Genomic DNA, 17493 nt, shown 5'->3' on the forward strand with positions numbered 1-17493 from the left:
GCTTATGCTTATCATCAACGACCTTACGCTGCGCATGGCGGGGCGGCTGCTTCTCGATCATGCCTCATTGACCCTGCCGGCCGGCACCAAGGCCGGCCTTGTCGGCCGCAACGGCACCGGCAAGACGACGCTGTTCAAGGCGATCACCGGCGATTTCCCTTCGGAGACCGGCTCGATCAGCCTGCCGAAGAGCACGCGCATCGGCCAGGTGGCGCAGGAAGCGCCAGGCACCGAGGAGCCGCTGATCGACATCGTGCTGAAAGCCGATGTCGAGCGCCAGGCTTTGCTCGAAGAGGAAAAGACCGCGACCGATCCGCACCGCATCGCCGAGATCCACACGCGGCTGGCCGATATCGACGCGCATTCGGCCGAATCCCGCGCCGCCACAATCCTTGCCGGCCTTGGCTTCGACGATGCCGCGCAGAAGCGGCCGGCCTCGTCTTTCTCCGGCGGCTGGCGCATGCGCGTGGCGCTTGCCGCTGTGCTTTTCTCCGAGCCCGACCTTCTGCTGCTCGACGAACCGACCAACTATCTCGATCTCGAAGGCACGCTCTGGCTGGAGAATTATGTCTCCAAATATCCGCACACGGTGCTGCTCATCTCGCACGACCGCGACCTGCTCAACCGCGCCGTCAATTCGATCGTCCATCTCGACCAGAGGAAGCTGACCTTCTGGCGCGGCGGCTACGACCAGTTCGAACGCCAGCTGACAGAGCAGCGCGAATTGCAGGAGAAGGGCCGTGTCAAGCAAGAAGCCGCGCGCAAGCACATGGAATCGTTCGTCGAGCGCTTCCGCGCCAAGGCCTCGAAGGCGAGGCAAGCGCAGTCGCGCATCAAGGCGTTGGAGAAAATGAAGCCGATTGCGGCGATCGTGAACGACACGGTGCGGCCATTCTCGTTCCCCGAGCCGGTGAAGACGGTGGCCTCGCCGATCGTGGCGCTCAACGGCGTCAATGTCGGCTACACCGAGGGCAGCCCGATCCTGAAGAAGATGACGCTGCGCATCGATGCCGACGACCGCATCGCGCTGCTCGGCGCCAACGGCAACGGCAAGTCGACCTTCGCCAAATTGCTCGCTGGCCGGCTGAAGGCCGAGACCGGCTCGATGACGGTCGCGCCGGGCCTGAAGGTGGCGATCTTCGCGCAGCACCAGCTCGACGATCTGCGTCCCGACGAAAGCGCCTACGAGCATGTACGCCGGCTGATGCCGGACGCGCCGGAAGCCAAGGTGCGCGCCCGCGTCGCCCAGTTCGGCCTCTCGACCGAGAAGATGAACACCGCGGCGAAGGACCTGTCCGGTGGCGAGAAGGCGCGTCTGTTGATGGGCCTGTCGGCCTTCGAGGGTCCGAACCTCTTCATCCTTGACGAGCCGACCAACCATCTCGACATCGACAGCCGTGAATCGCTGATCCATGCGCTCAACGATTTTCCCGGCGCGGTGATCCTGATCTCGCACGACCGGCACCTGCTCGAAGCCACCGCCGACCGGCTCTGGCTGGTCAAGGACGGCGCGGTCAATCCCTATGACGGCGACCTGGAGGATTACAAGACGCTGGTCACCGGCGTGTCCTCCAATCGCCGCGAGCAAAAGGAGGCGGACAAGGCGTCCAAGGCCGACCGCCGCCGCGAAGCCGCCCAGCGCCGCGCCGCGCTCGAGCCTTTGGGCAAGGAGATCCGCGCCACCGAGGCGCTGATGGACCGCATCCGTAAGCGTATCGACCTGATCGAGGACGAGCTCGCCAATCCGGCCGTCTACGAAAAGGACCCCTCGACCGCGACGCGACTGGCCAAGGAACGTTCGCAGCTGGCGCAGACGCTGGCGCAGAATGAGGACAAGTGGCTGACGATGTCGGCGGAATATGAGGAAGGGATCGCGGAGTAAGCATCATGCTCTTCCCGGCGGGGGAGGCACGCGGCCGCTTCAGTCGTTCAGCAGGTTTTCGCGCAGTGTCGTGCCCGGATACTCCGTTCGATGGCGTCCACGCCTTTGCAGTTCGGGAACGACGAGGTCGACGAATTCCTCGAAGCAGCCAGGCGTGTAGGTGGCGATCAGCATGAAGCCGTCGGCGCCGCCATCGTCCATGAACTCCTCCAGCCTGTCGGCAATGTCGACAGGCGTGCCGACCAGCACGGGCATTCCCATGCCCTGCGCGTAGATGATGGCGGCGTCGCGGATCGTTACCGGGGCGCCGTCGCGTGCGTAGAGGATCGATTCGATATTGAAGATCGTCGACATGACCACCGAAGCGCCCTTCAGGTTGATCAGGATCTCCAGGACGATGCCGAAGACCATCGTCAGCGTCACGATGGATGTCGCGACCCCTGACTGCTTGAAGCGGTTCTTGGTGAACTCGGAGATCGTGTAGCCGTTCGGCATCTGCCGGCGCAGGACGCGCGTGAACGGGATCAGCATCATCACCGCCATCGACCAGGTCCAGACGGAGATTACCGAGCCGACGCCGAAGCCAAACCCGATCTTGCGGTCGGAGATGATGAAGTCGTGGGTGTTGCGCACCAGCAGCCGGCGAATGACGATCGCCGCCACGAGGGTGGCCAACCCGAGCCCCACGAGAAGCGAATAGCCCAGAGCCGGGGTAAGTCCCGGTGTCAATTGGAGAGTTGTCTCGTCCATGTCAAAATGTCCCGCTCGTTAGCTGGCTGCAAAACGTTCGTCCCCACTGGGCCAGCGCCGGGCGGAACTTAAACACCGGGTGTGCGGCCGCCGAGAAAGAATTTTATAAGTTGATAGATTTAGTAGATAAAGAGGCTCGCGCAGGGGAGCCTTGACCGTCTATCTGGCCCTACACCTCTCCCGCAAAACCCGCTAAAACACCCTGCATGAACCAGCACGCCAAGCTCAGGATCGGCCATTCCGCTTGTCCGCATGACTGTCCGTCCACCTGCGCGCTCGAGGTCGAGCTGCTCGACGACAACCGCATCGGCCGCGTCCATGGCGCCAAGTCGAACAGCTACACGTCCGGTGTCGTCTGCGCCAAGGTCGCGCGCTACGCCGACCGCGTCCACCATCCCGACCGGCTGCTGAAGCCTCTGGTGCGCGCCGGCGCCAAGGGCGAGGGGAGCTGGAAGGAAGCGAGCTGGGAAGCGGCGCTCGACCTCGTGGCGGAAAAGTTCATCGCCGCCGAGGAAAAATACGGCTCGGAGACAGTCTGGCCCTATTTCTACGCCGGCACGATGGGGCTGGTGCAGCGCGACGGCATCGAGCGGCTGCGGCACGCCAAGAAATACTCCGGCTTCTTCGGCTCGATCTGCACCAATCTCGCCTGGACCGGCTGGATGATGGGGGCAGGCGCGCTGCGTGGCCCCGATCCGCGCGAGATGGCCAAGGCCGACTGCGTGGTGATCTGGGGCACCAATGCCGTGGTGACGCAGGTCAACGTCATGACCCATGCGACGAGGGCACGCAAGGAACGTGGCGCGAAGATCGTCGTCATCGACATCTACGACAACGCCACGATGAAACAGGCCGACCTTGGCCTTGTGCTGAAACCCGGCACCGACGGGGCGCTGGCCTGCGCGGTCATGCATGTGCTGTTCCGCGATGGGCTTGCCGACCGAGCCTATCTCGAGAAATACACCGACGACCCGCGCGGGTTGGAGGAGCATCTGCGCACCCGCACGCCCGAATGGGCGGCAGCCATCACGGGCTTGAGCATCGCCGAGATCGAGGCATTCGCGCAACTCATCGGCACCACGAAGAAGACCTACTTCCGTCTTGGCTACGGCTTCGCGCGCCAGCGCAACGGTTCGGTCAATATGCATGCCGCCTCCTGCATCGCCGCCGTCACTGGCGCCTGGCAGTATGAGGGCGGCGGCGCCTTCCATTCCAATTCCGGCATCTTCAAGCTGAACCAGGACGTGCTCGAAGGCACCGCGATGCGCGACCCGAAGGTGCGCTATCTCGACCATTCGCGCATCGGCCCGGTGCTGACCGGTGCCGAGGATGCGCTCTATGGCGGCCCGCCGGTGACGGCGATGCTGATCCAGAACACCAATCCGGCCAATGTCGCGCCGGAGCAGCGGCTGGTGAGAAAGGGTTTTCTGCGCGAGGACCTGTTCACCTGCGTGCACGAGCAGTTCATGACCGATACGGCCAAGCTCGCCGATGTCGTGCTGCCGGCGACGATGTTTTTGGAGCACGACGACATGTACAAGGGCGGCGGCAACCAGCACATCACGCTCGGCCCCAAGCTGATCGAGCCACCGGAAGGGCCGCGCACCAATCACTTCGTCAATGAGGAGCTCGGCAAGCGGCTCGGCGTCGGCGACCGGCCGGGCTTCGGCCTGACCGAGCGCGAGCATATCGACATCATCCTCGGCAAGCGCGGCCTTGGCAGCTTCGACAGTTTGAAGGAACAGAAGTGGGTCGACCTGCAGCCCGACTTCGACGACGCGCATTTCATCAACGGCTTCGGCCATGCCGACAAGAAATTCCACTTCCGGCCAAACTGGACAGGGCAGTCGGCGCCCAACCGGCCGCCGAAAAGCATGGGCCTGTTCGGCCCGGTCGAACGGCTGCCGGAATTCCCCGACCATGTCGAACTGATCGAGGTCGCGGATGAGGAGCATCCGTTCCGGCTGGCGACCTCGCCGGCGCGCAATTTCCTCAATTCCAGCTTTGCCGAGACGCCGGTGTCGAAGGCCAAGGAAGGCAGGCCGGAGCTGCTCATCCACCGCGAAGATGCAGCAGTGCTCGGCATCGAGGATGGCGGCCGCGTCGAGGTCGGCAACCGGCGCGGCGACGTGGTGCTGCATGCCAGGTTCTTCGACGGCGTGAAGCGCGGCGTGGTGATCGCCGAAGGCATCTGGCCGAACAGCGCGCATGAACGCGGCGAGGGCATCAACGTGCTGACCGGCGCGGACGCCCCGGCGCCCTATGGCGGCGCCGCCGTCCACGACAACAAGGTGTGGCTCAAGGCGCTTTGACCCACTTCGCGTTTTGGTGGCTCACCAAGTGGGATCTCGGCCTTCGAGATCATCGTCGGGGGCGACCTGCGATTGGCGACCAAGACTTGCGTAGGGGGCCACGTAAGCCATCTTGAGCGCGTCGCCCACCAAACCGGATATGGCGCTGAGCGATGCGCCGATTGCAAGCCTCGGAAAGCGTCGCTGCGGCAGTTTAAGGCGTCGGACGATAATCGGGGCTGTGGTGAGGATGTCGGCCATGATGTCCTCCTGTACCGGCGACAATGACACCGCTTCCCACCCAGCTCCTTGGCTTGAACCTGAAGAGTCCTGAACGGCTCTGAAATTGCTTGAAGCGAAGACTCCCGAACGGTCCTGAAGTTCGCCTTCAAGGTCATCTTGGATTATCCTGCCCGCGAGGGTGGTTCTTGGCCAATGGACTTGGAGTTTGGGAACTATCGTTTGAGGCGAGCCGAACGGCAGTTGCTGGGCCCGAAAGGGCCGGTGGAGCTTTCGGCGCGTTCTTTCGACATCCTCGCCATGTTGCTCGACAGGCCCGATGAGGTGATCGGCAAGGCCGAACTTTTCGATGCGGTATGGCCCGGCGTGGTGGTGGAGGACAATACGCTGCAGGTCCACATTTCGGCGCTGCGAAAACTGCTGTCCGCCGAGCTGATCGCAACCGTGCATGGTCGCGGTTATAAATATGCAGGCCCCAGGCCCTTCGCGGTTACGGCAGATGCTACGGCGTCGTCCAGGCCGTCCATCGCCATACTTCCCTTCGACAACATGAGCGGTGACCCGGAGCAAGACTATTTCAGCGACGGGATCACCGAAGACATCATCGCTGAGCTCGGTAAATATAAGGAGTTTCTGGTCATTGCGCGGAACTCCTCTTTCCAGTTTCGCGGCAAGGCGCACGACCCGGCGGAGGTGGCGGGCAAGCTTGGGGTCCAATACGTCGTCGAAGGCAGCGTGCGGAAGATCGGCAACAGGGTGCGGATCGCCGTACAGCTAACCGATGCGTCGTCGATGGCTCATCTCTGGGGCGAGCACTACGACCGGGAACTCTATGACATTTTCGCCATCCAGGACGAAATCACCCGCATGATTGCAGCGCGTCTGGCCCGGCAGGCCAGAACCGCGATCGCGTCGCGCGCCAGGGCCCGGCCGACCAACAACATGTCGGCCTATGAGTCTTACCTGCGAGCGCTGCAACTGGCAGCCGTCTATGACACGGTGCTCGAAGCGGAGCCATTTCTGCGCCAGGCGGTAAAGCTCGATCCGCAGTTCGCTGCCGCCCACGCCATGCTGAGCTTTGTGGAGTCCATCAAGTACTATTGGGACTACAACAATCCCGGTCATTTGCATTCCGGACTGGAGATCGCAAGAACAGCATTGGGCCTTGATCCCGACGAAGCCTATGGGCATCTCGCCACCGGCTTCGCTCACTTGTACCTACGCCAATTCAAGCAAGCTGAAGTGAGCCTTGACCGGGCCGTCGCGCTCAATCCGAACGATCCGTTCATTCTCAGCATCCGTGCTATTTTCCTCAATCACACGGACAGGCCGGAGCAAGGGCTTGTTGAAATAACCGAAGCCCAGCGCCGCGACCCATACGCCGTGGGATGGTACGGCGACTTTCGCGGCGTCCTGCTGACGACGGCTGGGCGATATCGCGAGGCGGCTACCTGCTACGCGAAAATGGCGACTGTGACACCGTGGTCGCTCATTCGTCTTATCATCTGCCATTCCGAACTCGGTGAAATCAGGCAAGCGCAGGACGTGCTGGCAAGGGTGAAGGCACATTACCGCGGACTAAGCCTCGACCAGATCATCGATACTGAAGTGGATTTCTATCAGGATGCCGCCGTATGCAGCCGCTATCGCGCGATCCTCGATCGTGTCGACAAGGCGCAATAGACCCGTTGCGGTTCATAACCTTGCTACTTCGCCGCCTGCGCGTCCAGCGTCTTCATCTGCTCCGCCGCCGCTTTGCGCGCCGACGCATCGGCACCGGACGCGCCCTTCTCCTTGGCGAAGGCAATGAGGGCGGTGCGCGTGTCCTCGTCGCATCCGTCCGAACCCACGCCGTCGACGCCGGCCTTCTTGGCCGCGGCCAGCACGGAGTCGCAGGCATCCGGCGCAAAGGCGAACTGGCCCATGATGGCGCCGAGCGCGAGAGGATCCTGCAGGCGCGGATCGTCGCGGATCGCCTGGATGGTGGCGCCGCCCACCATCTTGGATTTCCGGTCCTGGGCGATCTGCGTCAGATCGAAGATGAACTCGAATTCCGGCTTGTCGACGCCTTCGGGTTTCGACACCAGGATATCCAGCGCATAGCGGGTGATCTCCTCGGGCGTGACGACCGATCGGATGGCCCTTGCCTGATGGTAGTTGCGCACCAGCACCCAGCGCGAGGGGAGATCGCCATAGCGGGCGAGAATGCCGAGCTGCTTGATGGCGGCAAGCTTCTGCTTGTCGGTCTTGGCGGCCTGCGCCTGGGCGAAGACCTTGTCGCGGATGCGGTTGACGACTTCCGCGTCGAGCCCGCCCGGCGCCGGCGCGGTCTGCTGCGTCGCTGTCGCTTGCGAGGCCGGAGCATCGCCAAGCGGACCCTTCGCATCGACCCAGGCGGCCAGCGCCTTGCGTGCGTCCAGGCCGAAATAGCCCTTCGGCTCACCGGCATAGAAACCTTCGCTCTTCAGCGTCGTCTCGATGGCGACGCGGACCTCATCGGGCAGCGTCTTGCCGATGCCGACGAGGTTCTCTTCCGCGAGCCCTGCTGGCGCCTCGCGAAACGCGTCCATCACCGCTGCCGCGATCGCCGCGTTTCCAGCGCTTGCGGCCGGTCCGGAAAAGAGGCCGCTCAGTTCCATGCTGGCGTCGTTACCGCCGAATATGCCGCCGCCCATTCTGCCGATGCCATCATTGTAAAGGGCGATGCGATCGGTGATGCCTTCGCGCAGCGTCATCAGATGGTCGAAACTGTCGAAGGTGAAGGCGTTGGCGAGTTTGCTCTTTGCCTTCAGCGAGCCGAGCCGCGCCGCTTCGCGCCACGCATGCAGGCGCTCACGCGGGTTCTTGTCGATGCCGAGACCGTCGTCATAGGCATCGCCCAGCAGCACCATCGCCTCGACGCTGCCGAGATTGGCGGCGTTGATCAGCATCGCGGTCGCCTTCTGGTCGTCCTGCGGATAGACCACGCCTTTGCGCAGAAGCTTCGCCTGCAGCAGATATGCCTGCTGCTCCTTCTTGGCTTCGCCTTCGTCGATAAGCGCCTTCAATTGATCGTCGCTCAGGCCGTCGTCGCGCCGCGACGGCCGGTAGCTGGTCGAATCGAGATTGGCATATTGCGTCGAGGCGTAGAGCCAGAGCGCCTCGCGGTCGCTGCTATCGGCCAGCGGCTTCAGCATGGCGCGCGCCAAATCCTCGTTCTTGAACTGCTGATTATCCGACAGCTGCAGCCGGGCCAGCGCCAGCGCCGCGCCGGGCTCGCCGGCCTCGGCGCCATCGCTCAGGCGCTCGATCAGCTGATCCGGATTGTCGATCTGAAAGTCCTCATAGTTGGGAAGCAGCTTCGCCAGCTTGATGCCGGCGTCGAGATCCCACGGGGCGTTGAGCAGTTGGATCGCCTCGCGTGGCTGCTTGCCGACGAACTTGCCGTCCAAGAGCAGATCGGCCAGCATCGGCCTAGCGCTGGCGGCAGTCTTGGTGGCGGCGCGCAGCATGGCGATGGCGCGCTTGCCGTCCGCCGGGCCGCCTTCGCTCTTGGCCAGCATATCGGCCAGCATCGGCACGGCATACTGATCGCCGTCGGCGCGCGCCTCCAGCAATTGCCTGGCCTTGGCCGCGTCCTGCTGGGTGCCTCGGCCCAGTCGCAGCGCCTTGATATAGGCAAGCACGGATGACTCGGACCCGTCGGTCCCGGCCTTGGTATCCGCTTCCACGGCTTGGAAAGCCTTTTGCTGTTCCTCGCTGGTGAAACCGTCATTCTCCAGTACCGTCCGCGCAATCAGCAGCGGCATGGCGGCGCGGAACCGGCTGTCCCATTCGCCGGGCGACTGGCCCTGGGTCGGCGCGTCGATGACGCGTTGCGCGGTCTCGATCACCTTGTGCGGGTCGCGGCGCAGCAGCGGCCCTTCGACATACTGACGGAGCAGCGTCTCAAGCGCCGTGAGATGGCTGGCAGCGCCCGCCTTCTGCAGGGCATCGAGCGCCACGTCCCGGGTGACCGGCGGTGGACCGGCATCGGCGCCGTCGTGCCGATGCACCGAATAGACCTCGTAGAGGAGGTAGTTCGCTTCCGGGCTGCCGCCGTCGCCGAGCAGCTTGATCTGCGGCAGGAGAAAGGTAAGTCCCGCCTGGTTGAGCGCGACCTGGACCCGCAGCCATTCAAGCGCCAGCCGCTTTTCCTGCGGCGCGCCGAGCATCGCCGCCTGGCATTTGTCGGCCAGGACCTTGAGTTTGCTGAGGTCGAAGTCCTGCGGGAAGAGCTCGCCATACTGGACAGGCGGCGCCTTGGCTCCAGGATCGAGCGGCACGGAAGCGCCGCGGTCGCAGACGCTGATCGCTTCGGCAAGCGCGGCCTTCTTCGCCGCATCGTCCGCAGCCTTTTTGGCCGCATCGTCGGACTTTTCGGAAGATGCCTGGGCCGCGAAAGCCCCGCCGGCAAGCGGCGTCAGGGCGAGGCAGGAAAGAGCCAGGGCATGCACTGGCCGCAGCATGGGCGTCCCCCCTCGGACACGGTTCGGGCGAAGCCGGACACACAGGCGCTAAATTAGCACATCGAGCGAGTGATGATGAGTGTGGCGCTTCACATTCGCGGGCGGTCCGCCGCCGGCCTTTGGCATCTGGCCCAAGTGGCTCCGGTCGCGCCCGCCAGCTCCGGCGTCTATAGAGGCACCGGTTTCGGATCAGTGGGAGGATGTCGTGGCAAAAATCTCGCTTCTGGGCATTCCGCATGACGAGAATTCGTCCTATCTGCGGGGGCCTGCCGAGGCGCCGGCGTTGATCCGGCGCGAGCTCGCCAGCGACGCCTACACCTCATGGTCGGAAACAGGCTTCGACCTGACGGATCGCTTCGTCGATCACGGCGACATCGATTTCACGCAAGGTGGCGACCCGTGGCAGCGGATCGAGGCCGAGGTGGGCCGCGCGCTCGACGCCGGCCATCCGCTGATCTCGCTCGGCGGCGACCATGCGATCTCCTGGCCGGTGCTGCGCGCGGTGCGCCGCCGCCACCGGAGCCTCACGATCGTCCACATCGATGCGCACCCGGACATTTATCATTCCTATGACGACAATCCGCGCTCGCACACCTCGCCCTTTGCCCGCATCATGGAGGAGAAGCTGGCCGACCGGCTGATCCAGATCGGCCTGCGCACCGTCAACGATCACCATCGCGACCAGTTCAAGCGCTTCGGTGTCGAGGTGGTGGAGATGCGGCATTTCAGGGAAGGCCTGCAGCTCGACCTCCGGACGCCCGTCTATATCTCGATGGACATCGACGCTCTCGATCCGGCCTTCGCCCCCGGCATCTCCCACCGCGAACCGGGCGGCTTCAGCACCCGGCAGGTCATCGGCCTGATCCAGGCAATAGACCAGCCTATCGTCGCGGCCGACGTGGTCGAATACAATCCGCGCCAGGACCTCTCCAACGTGACGGCCCTGGTCGCCGCCAAGCTGGTCAAGGAGATCGCCGGCATGATGCTGAAGACCAACGCCGCCGCCTGAATCAACGCTTGAATCACTTTGCCAGGGCGGCGTGCTAGAGGATTGTTCCGACTCAAGCTTTCGACAAGGACCGGTATGCCGCAGCCGCTCAGGATAGCCATCGCCGGCGCGCTCGGCCGCATGGGCCGGCAGATGGCCCAGACGATCGCGGCGGACCCAAGGCTGGAACTGATCGCCCGCTTCCATCGACCGGGCAGCACGGGCGAAGGGCTGGTCGAGCGCGACGAGGCGCTGGCGCTTGCCGACGTCGTCATCGATTTCACCACGCCCGCGGCTTCCGCCGAATTGGCCAAGGCCTGCGCCGCGCTTGGCGGCCCGGCGCTGGTGATCGGCTCGACAGGTTTCGACCGCACTGAACTGGAGGCGATTGCCGAGGCGGCAAAGAAGATCGCCATCGTGCGCTCCGGAAGCTATTCGCTGGGGCTCAACATGCTGACCGGGCTGGTCGAGCGGGCGGCGAGGGCGCTTGGAGCCGACGATTGCGACATCGAAGTCTTCGAGGCGCATCACCGCATGAAGATCGACGCGCCCTCGGGCACGGCGCTGATGCTGGGCGAAGCGGCCGCGCGAGGACGCGGCGTCGAGCTGAACGATGTGGCGAAGCGCGCCCGCGACGGCCTCGTCGGGGCGCGCCCAACCGGCGAGATCGGCTTTGCCGTGGTCCGCGGTGGGAGCATCGTCGGCGAGCATAGCGTCAGCTTCCTCACCAAGGGCGAGACGCTTACGCTCTCCCATGCCGCCGGCGACCGCTCGATGTTCGCGCGTGGCGCCATCGCGGCTGCACTCTGGATCGCCGGCCGACCGCCTGGCGAATACGAGATGCGCGATGTGCTGGGCTTCATTGCCTCGTGACCGGGAACGGCGCCGGATTCCATTCCACCGCCGCCAAAACGGCTGAAAGCCAGCTGAAAGCTTGGCCATGCCATGACGGTTTTGTGGCGTTCGCCATATCTGCGGCTGGGAGTGGCCGCGAGGAGGAAGTGCGGCGCTCTGCGTCGCCCCAGTGGAGGAAGTTACGTGACTGGTTTCATCTCTATACGCGCCTTGCGTTCAATGGCGCTGACGCTTGCCATGGTTGGCGCTGGCGTATCGGCGGCCTCGGCTGCAGACAAGATCACCATCATCGTCGGCGGCATGGAAAAGCAGATCTATCTGCCCGCTGTCCTCACCGAGAAGCTCGGCTACTTCAAGGATGAAGGGCTGGACGTAGAGTTGGTGAACTCCCGTGCGGGCGTCGAGGCCGAGAACGAATTGCTGGCCGGCGCCGTGCAGGGTGTCGTCGGCTTCTACGATCACACCGTCGACCTGCAGTCGAAGGGCAAATACATCCAGTCGATCGTGCAGTTCAGCCAGGCGCCCGGCGAGGTCGAGCTGGTCTCGGCCAAGCATCCGGAGATCAAGTCGCCCGCCGACTTCAAGGGCGCGACGCTCGGCGTCACCGGCCTCGGCTCGTCGACCGATTTCCTGACGCAGTATCTCGCGGTCCGCAACGGGCTGAAGCCGGGCGACTACACGCTGCTTCCGGTCGGCGCCGGCAACACCTTCATCGCCGCCGTCAAGCAGGACCAGATCCAGGCCGGCATGACCACCGAGCCGACCATCGCCAAGCTGCTCCAGACCGGCGAGGCCAAGGTGTTGGTTGACATGCGCACGCCGGAAAAGACCAAGGCAGCACTTGGCGGGGACTATCCGGCGGCCTCGTTCTATGTGCAGTCGAGCTGGATCGAGGGCCACAAGGACGAGGCGCAGAAGCTCGCCAACGCCTTTGTCAAGACGATGAAGTTCATCGCCAGCCATTCGGCCGAAGAGATCGCCGACAAGATGCCGAAAGACTATTACGCCGGAAACAAGGACCTCTATGTGCAGGGCCTGGCCGGCGGCAAGGCGCAGTTCACGCCGGACGGCCGCATGCCGGCCGATGGTCCCGAGACGGTGCTCAAGGTTCTGTCGACCTTCTCCAAGAGCCTGCAGGGCAAGCAGATCGACCTGTCGAAGACCTACACGACCGAGTTCGTCGACGCGGCGAAGTAAGCGCGCCGGCAGGCGAGGGCGGGCCGTTCGGTCCGCCTCGGAGCAATTCCAGGAAAAGTGTGAAACGGTTTTCCGTCCGGAATTGCGTCAAGCAAAGAGATAGAGCGGTTTGGCATGAAACGGCGACCCGCTCTTGAAAAACAGGAACTTGCGCCGGCCGGCTGAATCAATTCGCCAGCGGCGCCTTTCGGGATGCCGAGCCGCGTCAGGCCCGTGAGCTTGAGCCGCCGGCATCCTTGCGCCACCACAACAGGAGTGTGCCATGCAATCGCAGACCATGGCGGCGGAGAAATTGTCTCCCGCCGCGCCGCCGGCCGACGCCGCGATCGCCATCGAAGATGTGACGCTGCGGTTCGTCACACCGGACGGCCACATGATGACGGCGATCCGCGACTTCACCATGACGGTGGCGCGCGGCGAATTCGCTTGTGTCGTGGGGCCGACCGGCTGCGGCAAGTCGACGACGCTCAATCTCGTCACCGGGCTACTGCGGCCCACCACCGGCAATGTCCGCGTCATGGGCAATCCGGTCACCGACATCAGCCGCGATATCGGTTTCGTCTTCCAGGCCGACGCGCTGTTTCCCTGGCGCAGCGTCATCGACAATGTCGCCGCCGGTCCGCTCTTCCGTGGCACACCCAAGAAGGAAGCCTATGACAAGGCGCGCGACTGGATCGGCCGCGTCGGCCTTTCGCGTTTCGAAAAGCATTACCCGCACCAGCTGTCGGGCGGCATGCGCAAGCGTGTCGCGCTTGCCCAGACCTTCATCAATCAGCCCAAGATACTGCTGATGGACGAGCCCTTCAGCGCGCTCGACATGCAGACGCGCACCGCGATGCAGGACGAACTGCTCGGCTTGTGGTCAGGGCTGAAATCCTCCGTCGTCTTCGTCACGCACGACCTCGAGGAAGCGGTGGCGCTGGCCGACAAGGTCTATGTGCTCACCGCTGGTCCGGGCACGGTGAAGAGCGTCTACCGCATCGACCTGCCGCGCCCACGCGTCATGGCCGACATCCGCTACGATCCGAAATTCATCGAGATCGCCAAGGTGATCTGGAACGATCTGCGCGAGGAAGTGCAGCTCGGCCAGAGCCGCGGCCTCCAGGCAAGCCATTGAGGGGAGACCTATCATGACCGCAATCTCTCCGACCGACCAGGCCGCCGCTCGCGCCACTTCGATCGTCGCCGCCGAAGCGCAGGCAAGGGCACGGCTGCGCAAGCGCCATGCCCTGGTCATCGGGCTGCGTCTCGCGATCCTCGTCATCTTCCTTGGCCTTTGGGAGCTCTGTGCCGACTACAACATCATCGACCCGTTCTTCTTCTCCAGCCCGTCCGGCATCTGGGAGCAGATCTGGTCCTGGGTCACCGAGGGCACCTCGCAAGGGCCGCTCTGGCTGCAGATCTATGTGACGCTGGAGGAAACCTTCCTCGGCTTTGTCATCGGCGCTGTTGGCGGTATCGTTGCGGGCATCATCCTCGGCCGCAACAAGCTGCTGGCGGATGTCTTTTCGATCTACATCAAGATCGCTAATTCCGTGCCGCGCGTGGTGCTCGGCTCGGTGTTCATCATTGCGCTCGGACTGGGCATGGCGTCCAAGGTGGCGCTGGCCGTGGTGATGGTGTTCTTCGTCGTCTTCGCCAACGCCTTCCAGGGCGTGCGCGAGGCCGACAGGGCGATGATCGCCAACGCGCAGATCCTCGGCGCCTCGCCGTTCCAGATCACCACCGCGGTCATCATCCCCTCGGCGATGAGCTGGATCCTCGCCAGCCTGCATGTCAGCTTCGGCTTCGCGCTGGTAGGCGCCGTGGTCGGCGAGTTCCTCGGCGCCAAGCAGGGCATGGGTCTGCTGATCTCGACCGCGCAAGGCGCCTTCAATGCCAACGGCGTCTTCGCCGCCATGATCATCCTGGCGGTGATGGCGCTGGTGGTGGAGTTCCTGATCACCCGCTTCGAGAATTACGTGGTGAAGTGGCGCCCGGCGCCGTTCAACGAGCAGGGGGCCTGAGTGGGCGCCGCACATCATATTGGTGTGCGGCTTCGCCAAGGTGTATGACAAAGTCATGCGCCGGTGCTATCTTAAGGGGCATCAAGGAGACGAGTCATGCGAAACTCTCAGCCCCTGACGATTACGCTACCGCTCGAAATGGCGCGGATGGTGAAAGACAAGGTTGCCTCGGGCGAATACGCCACCGAGAGCGAGGTCATCCGTGATGGCTTGCGCACACTTGCGGCGCGTGATGCGGCGGTTGAACGCTGGTTGCGCGAGGAGGTCGTGCCGACGATGGAGGATGCACGCGCCAATCCTGAGAAGCTGTTGACGGCCGAGCAGGTGCGCCGCAATCTCTCCGGGCACATCAACGCGATCACCGCCAAACCGCGCTCCGGTGCATGAAATACCAAGTCAGTTCCACGCTGCCGCCGAGCGAGACATTGCCGAACTGCTGGGCGAACTCGCGCCGAAGGCTGGCGTGGAAACCGACTTGCGCTTCGTCGGGCGCATTGTCGATTATTGCCTCGACTTTGAGACTTTTCCGGAACGCGGCACGCGCCATGATGAAATCGCTCCGGGTTTGCGCACGGTAGGATGGCGCCGACGCGCGACGATCGCGTTTGAAGTCGCCGGTGACAAAGCGATCATCTTGCGAATTCTCTATGCCGGCCGGACGCTCGAATTGCCGGGCGAAGTGTAAAGGGCCGCCACTGGACCCGATCACGCCAGCGGCAACCGCACCTCGACCTTAAGCCCGCCCGCGGCGGCGTCGCTGAGCGTGACGCTGCCGCCGGCGTTCTCGACCACCTCGCGCACGATGGCGAGGCCGAGACCGCTGCCTTCCTCGGCCGAGCCGGCGAGGCGGTAGAAGCGCTCGAAGACGTGCTCCCGCTCTTCCGGCGGGATTCCCGGACCGGCATCGCTGACCGTGAGCTCGGCCTCGCCACCCGACGTTGCCAGTCTCACCGTGACGCTGCCGCCCGGTTTGGAATAGCGCAGCGCGTTGTCGACCAGGTTGACGATCATCTCGCGCAGCATCGTGCCGTCGCCGACCACCGTCACCGGTCCGTTCTCCTCGAGGCCGAGGTCGATGTCGCGGTTGATCGCCGCCGGCGCTTGCGCTTCCAGCACGTGGCGGGCGGCTTCGGTGAGATCGATCAAGTCGGCGCGCGGCCGCCGGCTGCCGGGTTCCGCCCTCGACAGGGTAAGCAGCTGTTCGGCCAGCCGCGCCAATTTGCCGGAGCTCGTCTGCAAGGCGACCAGCGCCTCTTGGCGCCGGTCGGCAGCGGTTTCGCGCAAGGCATAGCTGGCCTGCGTCGACAACAGCGCCAGCGGCGTGCGCAACTGATGCGCGGCGTTGGCGATGAAACGCCGCTGCGCCGCCATCTGTGCCCGCACGCGCTCCATATAGGCGTTGAGCGCCTCGATCAGCGGCCGGATCTCGCTCTGCGCGCCTGAGACCGCGACCGGCTCGAGGTCGCTGCGGCTGCGCGAGCGCACCGCGTCGCGCAGCCGGATGAGCGGCGCCAGCCCGCGGCGCAAGCCAAGCAGCACGAACACGCCGGCAATAGCCACCAAGGCAAGCTGCTGGGCGAAGGCGCCGAGCCACAGCCGCTTCGCCATTGCACCATGGCCGGCCAGCGTGACGCCGACCGTGACCTTGATCGGCGAATCCGGGCCGGCGCCGATCACGACATGGCTGAGCGTCGCCAGGCGCAGCGGGTGATCGCGATAGGCAGCCTCGATGCTGCCGTGCTCCGGCGCCACGGGCAGGTCGGGATAGCCGGTCAGCAGCCGTCCGCCGGCAGTCTCGACGCGATAATAGACGCTGTCCCGGTCGCCGGTGTCGAACATCTCGATCGCCGCCGGCGGCACGGTCGCGTCGAGCGCGCCGTCGGCCATCGCCACCTGCTCGGCGATGGCGCGCGCCGAGCCAACCAGCATGCGGTCGGTGACGAGGTCCGCCGTCGCCAGCGCGTTGCGCTGGCTGGTCCACAGATTGATGGCGGCGAGCCCGGCAAGCGGCAGCACCACCCAGGCCAGCAATTGCAGGCGAAGGCTGCCGATCCTCATCATGGCGCCGGATCGTCGTGGCGCAACAGGTAGCCGAGGCCGCGCAAGGTGGCGATCTGGACGCGCGATCCCTCTAGCTTCTTGCGCAGCCGGTGCACGTAGATCTCGATGGCGCTGGGGTCGGCGTCGGTTTCGAAGTCGTAGATCGCGGTCGACAGCGCTGCCTTGCTAACCGTGCGGCCGGCCTTGACGACGAGCTGTTCCAGTACCGCGTGCTCGCGCGGCGTCAGCGACAGCGTCGCGCCGGCAAGCGAGAACAGGCGTGTGTTGGTGTCGAAGACGAGGTCGCCGCAGGCAATGACCGGCGCGGTGCGGTCGTTGGCGCGGCGCAGCTGCACGCGGATGCGCGCTTCCAGCTCCTCGATCTGGAAGGGTTTCGCCAGATAGTCGTCGGCGCCTTCGTTGAGGCCCTTGACCCGGCCGTCGAGGCTGGCATTGGCGGTGAGCACGATCACCGGCACCCGGTTGCCGCGCGCCCGCAGCCTTTTCAGCACCTCCATGCCGCCCATGCGGGGCAGGGCAAGGTCGAGGATGATCAAGGCGTGATCGCCGGCGGCCAAGGCATGCTCGACATCCTCGCCGTCATGCACGACGTCGACGACATAGCTCGCCTGGCGCAGCGTCTTGCTCAGCCAATCGGCCAGTTCGCGATTGTCCTCGACAAGCAGCAGCCGCATCGTTTGTCGCTGTTTCCTCCCAACGTCGCCGACCTTCGCCAAAGGGCGGCAGGCGGCGTCCA

15 protein-coding genes are annotated in these 17493 nt (G+C 64.5%); 10 read left to right on the plus strand and 5 right to left on the minus strand.

Translation table 11 applies throughout. The features are described 5' to 3' along the window. Nucleotides 1–4: 4 nt before the first annotated feature. Nucleotides 5–1882, plus strand: a complete 1878-nt coding sequence (locus LB572_RS19815) for an ABC-F family ATP-binding cassette domain-containing protein (protein ID WP_224668886.1) — start codon at nt 5–7, stop codon at nt 1880–1882. Between the two features lie 39 nt (nt 1883–1921). On the opposite strand, the gene LB572_RS19820 is transcribed toward LB572_RS19815, so the two are convergent. Further along, nucleotides 1922–2632 carry a hypothetical protein gene (locus LB572_RS19820; RefSeq protein ID WP_224668887.1) on the minus strand — a complete coding sequence of 237 codons (711 nt, stop codon included), beginning with the start codon at nt 2630–2632 and terminating at the stop codon, nt 1922–1924. Between the two features lie 206 nt (nt 2633–2838). On the opposite strand from LB572_RS19820, the gene LB572_RS19825 reads away from it, so the two are divergent. Then, a complete protein-coding gene (locus tag LB572_RS19825) occupies nt 2839–4944 on the plus strand; it encodes a molybdopterin oxidoreductase family protein (RefSeq protein ID WP_224668888.1) in 2106 nt (701 codons plus the stop codon). Between the two features lie 21 nt (nt 4945–4965). Here the strand turns inward: LB572_RS19825 and LB572_RS19830 are convergent, their stop codons facing one another. Beyond that, nucleotides 4966–5184, minus strand: a complete 219-nt coding sequence (locus tag LB572_RS19830; RefSeq protein WP_140805235.1) for a hypothetical protein — start codon at nt 5182–5184, stop codon at nt 4966–4968. A gap of 138 nt (nt 5185–5322) precedes the next feature. Here LB572_RS19830 and LB572_RS19835 point away from each other — a divergent pair, with 138 nt between their 5' ends. Then, complete coding sequence (locus tag LB572_RS19835; protein ID WP_224668889.1) at nt 5323–6846, plus strand: winged helix-turn-helix domain-containing tetratricopeptide repeat protein; 1524 nt, start codon at nt 5323–5325, stop codon at nt 6844–6846. A 23-nt stretch (nt 6847–6869) separates the two neighbouring features. Here the strand turns inward: LB572_RS19835 and LB572_RS19840 are convergent, their stop codons facing one another. Further along, nucleotides 6870–9650, minus strand: coding sequence for a tetratricopeptide repeat protein (locus LB572_RS19840; protein ID WP_224668890.1), 2781 nt, complete (start codon nt 9648–9650; stop codon nt 6870–6872). Between the two features lie 205 nt (nt 9651–9855). Here LB572_RS19840 and speB point away from each other — a divergent pair, with 205 nt between their 5' ends. The 7 genes from speB to LB572_RS19875 all read left to right on the plus strand — a co-directional run bounded on the left by speB (nt 9856) and on the right by LB572_RS19875 (nt 15381). Then, the gene (gene speB / locus LB572_RS19845; protein WP_140805241.1) at nt 9856–10659 is read left to right on the plus strand and encodes an agmatinase; all 804 of its coding nucleotides are present in this window, start codon (nt 9856–9858) and stop codon (nt 10657–10659) included. A gap of 75 nt (nt 10660–10734) precedes the next feature. After that, nucleotides 10735–11511 (plus strand): 4-hydroxy-tetrahydrodipicolinate reductase, encoded by a 777-nt coding sequence (gene dapB / locus LB572_RS19850; RefSeq protein ID WP_224668891.1) that lies wholly within the window; start codon nt 10735–10737, stop codon nt 11509–11511. Nucleotides 11512–11712: 201 nt separating this feature from the next. Then, entirely contained in the window at nt 11713–12690 is a 978-nt protein-coding gene (locus tag LB572_RS19855) for an ABC transporter substrate-binding protein (RefSeq protein WP_224668927.1), read from the plus strand. 262 nt (nt 12691–12952) lie between these two features. Further along, nucleotides 12953–13807 (plus strand): ABC transporter ATP-binding protein, encoded by an 855-nt coding sequence (locus tag LB572_RS19860; RefSeq protein WP_140805247.1) that lies wholly within the window; start codon nt 12953–12955, stop codon nt 13805–13807. Between the two features lie 13 nt (nt 13808–13820). Then, nucleotides 13821–14696, plus strand: coding sequence for an ABC transporter permease (locus tag LB572_RS19865; protein ID WP_140805249.1), 876 nt, complete (start codon nt 13821–13823; stop codon nt 14694–14696). A gap of 96 nt (nt 14697–14792) precedes the next feature. Next, on the plus strand, nt 14793–15083 hold the full coding sequence (locus tag LB572_RS19870; RefSeq protein WP_140805251.1) for a type II toxin-antitoxin system ParD family antitoxin: 291 nt from the start codon (nt 14793–14795) through the stop codon (nt 15081–15083). Beyond that, nucleotides 15076–15381, plus strand: coding sequence for a type II toxin-antitoxin system RelE/ParE family toxin (locus LB572_RS19875; protein WP_224668892.1), 306 nt, complete (start codon nt 15076–15078; stop codon nt 15379–15381). The genes LB572_RS19870 and LB572_RS19875 overlap by 8 nt, the downstream gene beginning before the upstream one ends. Nucleotides 15382–15401: 20 nt before the next feature. Here the strand turns inward: LB572_RS19875 and LB572_RS19880 are convergent, their stop codons facing one another. Further along, nucleotides 15402–16754 carry a sensor histidine kinase gene (locus tag LB572_RS19880; RefSeq protein ID WP_224668928.1) on the minus strand — a complete coding sequence of 451 codons (1353 nt, stop codon included), beginning with the start codon at nt 16752–16754 and terminating at the stop codon, nt 15402–15404. Then, complete coding sequence (locus LB572_RS19885) at nt 16754–17431, minus strand: response regulator (protein WP_140805253.1); 678 nt, start codon at nt 17429–17431, stop codon at nt 16754–16756. Before LB572_RS19885 ends, LB572_RS19880 begins: the two co-directional genes overlap by 1 nt. Between the last annotated feature and the right edge of the window lie 62 nt (nt 17432–17493).

Origin of the sequence: Mesorhizobium sp. BH1-1-5, from assembly GCF_020165615.1 — a bacterium.
Classification (GTDB): Bacteria; Pseudomonadota; Alphaproteobacteria; order Rhizobiales; family Rhizobiaceae; genus Mesorhizobium.

Bases quoted from the DNA above. Each gene is read 5' to 3' on its own strand.
- LB572_RS19815 (WP_224668886.1), top strand. From the start codon at position 5: ATGCTTATCATCAACGACCTTACGCTGCGCATGGCGGGGCGGCTGCTT.
- LB572_RS19820 (WP_224668887.1), bottom strand. From the start codon at position 2,632: ATGGACGAGACAACTCTCCAATTGACACCGGGACTTACCCCGGCTCTG.
- LB572_RS19825 (WP_224668888.1), top strand. From the start codon at position 2,839: ATGAACCAGCACGCCAAGCTCAGGATCGGCCATTCCGCTTGTCCGCAT.
- LB572_RS19830 (WP_140805235.1), bottom strand. From the start codon at position 5,184: ATGGCCGACATCCTCACCACAGCCCCGATTATCGTCCGACGCCTTAAA.
- LB572_RS19840 (WP_224668890.1), bottom strand. From the start codon at position 9,650: ATGCTGCGGCCAGTGCATGCCCTGGCTCTTTCCTGCCTCGCCCTGACG.
- dapB (WP_224668891.1), top strand. From the start codon at position 10,735: ATGCCGCAGCCGCTCAGGATAGCCATCGCCGGCGCGCTCGGCCGCATG.
- LB572_RS19855 (WP_224668927.1), top strand. From the start codon at position 11,713: ATGGCGCTGACGCTTGCCATGGTTGGCGCTGGCGTATCGGCGGCCTCG.
- LB572_RS19860 (WP_140805247.1), top strand. From the start codon at position 12,953: ATGCAATCGCAGACCATGGCGGCGGAGAAATTGTCTCCCGCCGCGCCG.
- LB572_RS19865 (WP_140805249.1), top strand. From the start codon at position 13,821: ATGACCGCAATCTCTCCGACCGACCAGGCCGCCGCTCGCGCCACTTCG.
- LB572_RS19870 (WP_140805251.1), top strand. From the start codon at position 14,793: ATGCGAAACTCTCAGCCCCTGACGATTACGCTACCGCTCGAAATGGCG.
- LB572_RS19880 (WP_224668928.1), bottom strand. From the start codon at position 16,754: ATGAGGATCGGCAGCCTTCGCCTGCAATTGCTGGCCTGGGTGGTGCTG.
- LB572_RS19885 (WP_140805253.1), bottom strand. From the start codon at position 17,431: ATGCGGCTGCTGCTTGTCGAGGACAATCGCGAACTGGCCGATTGGCTG.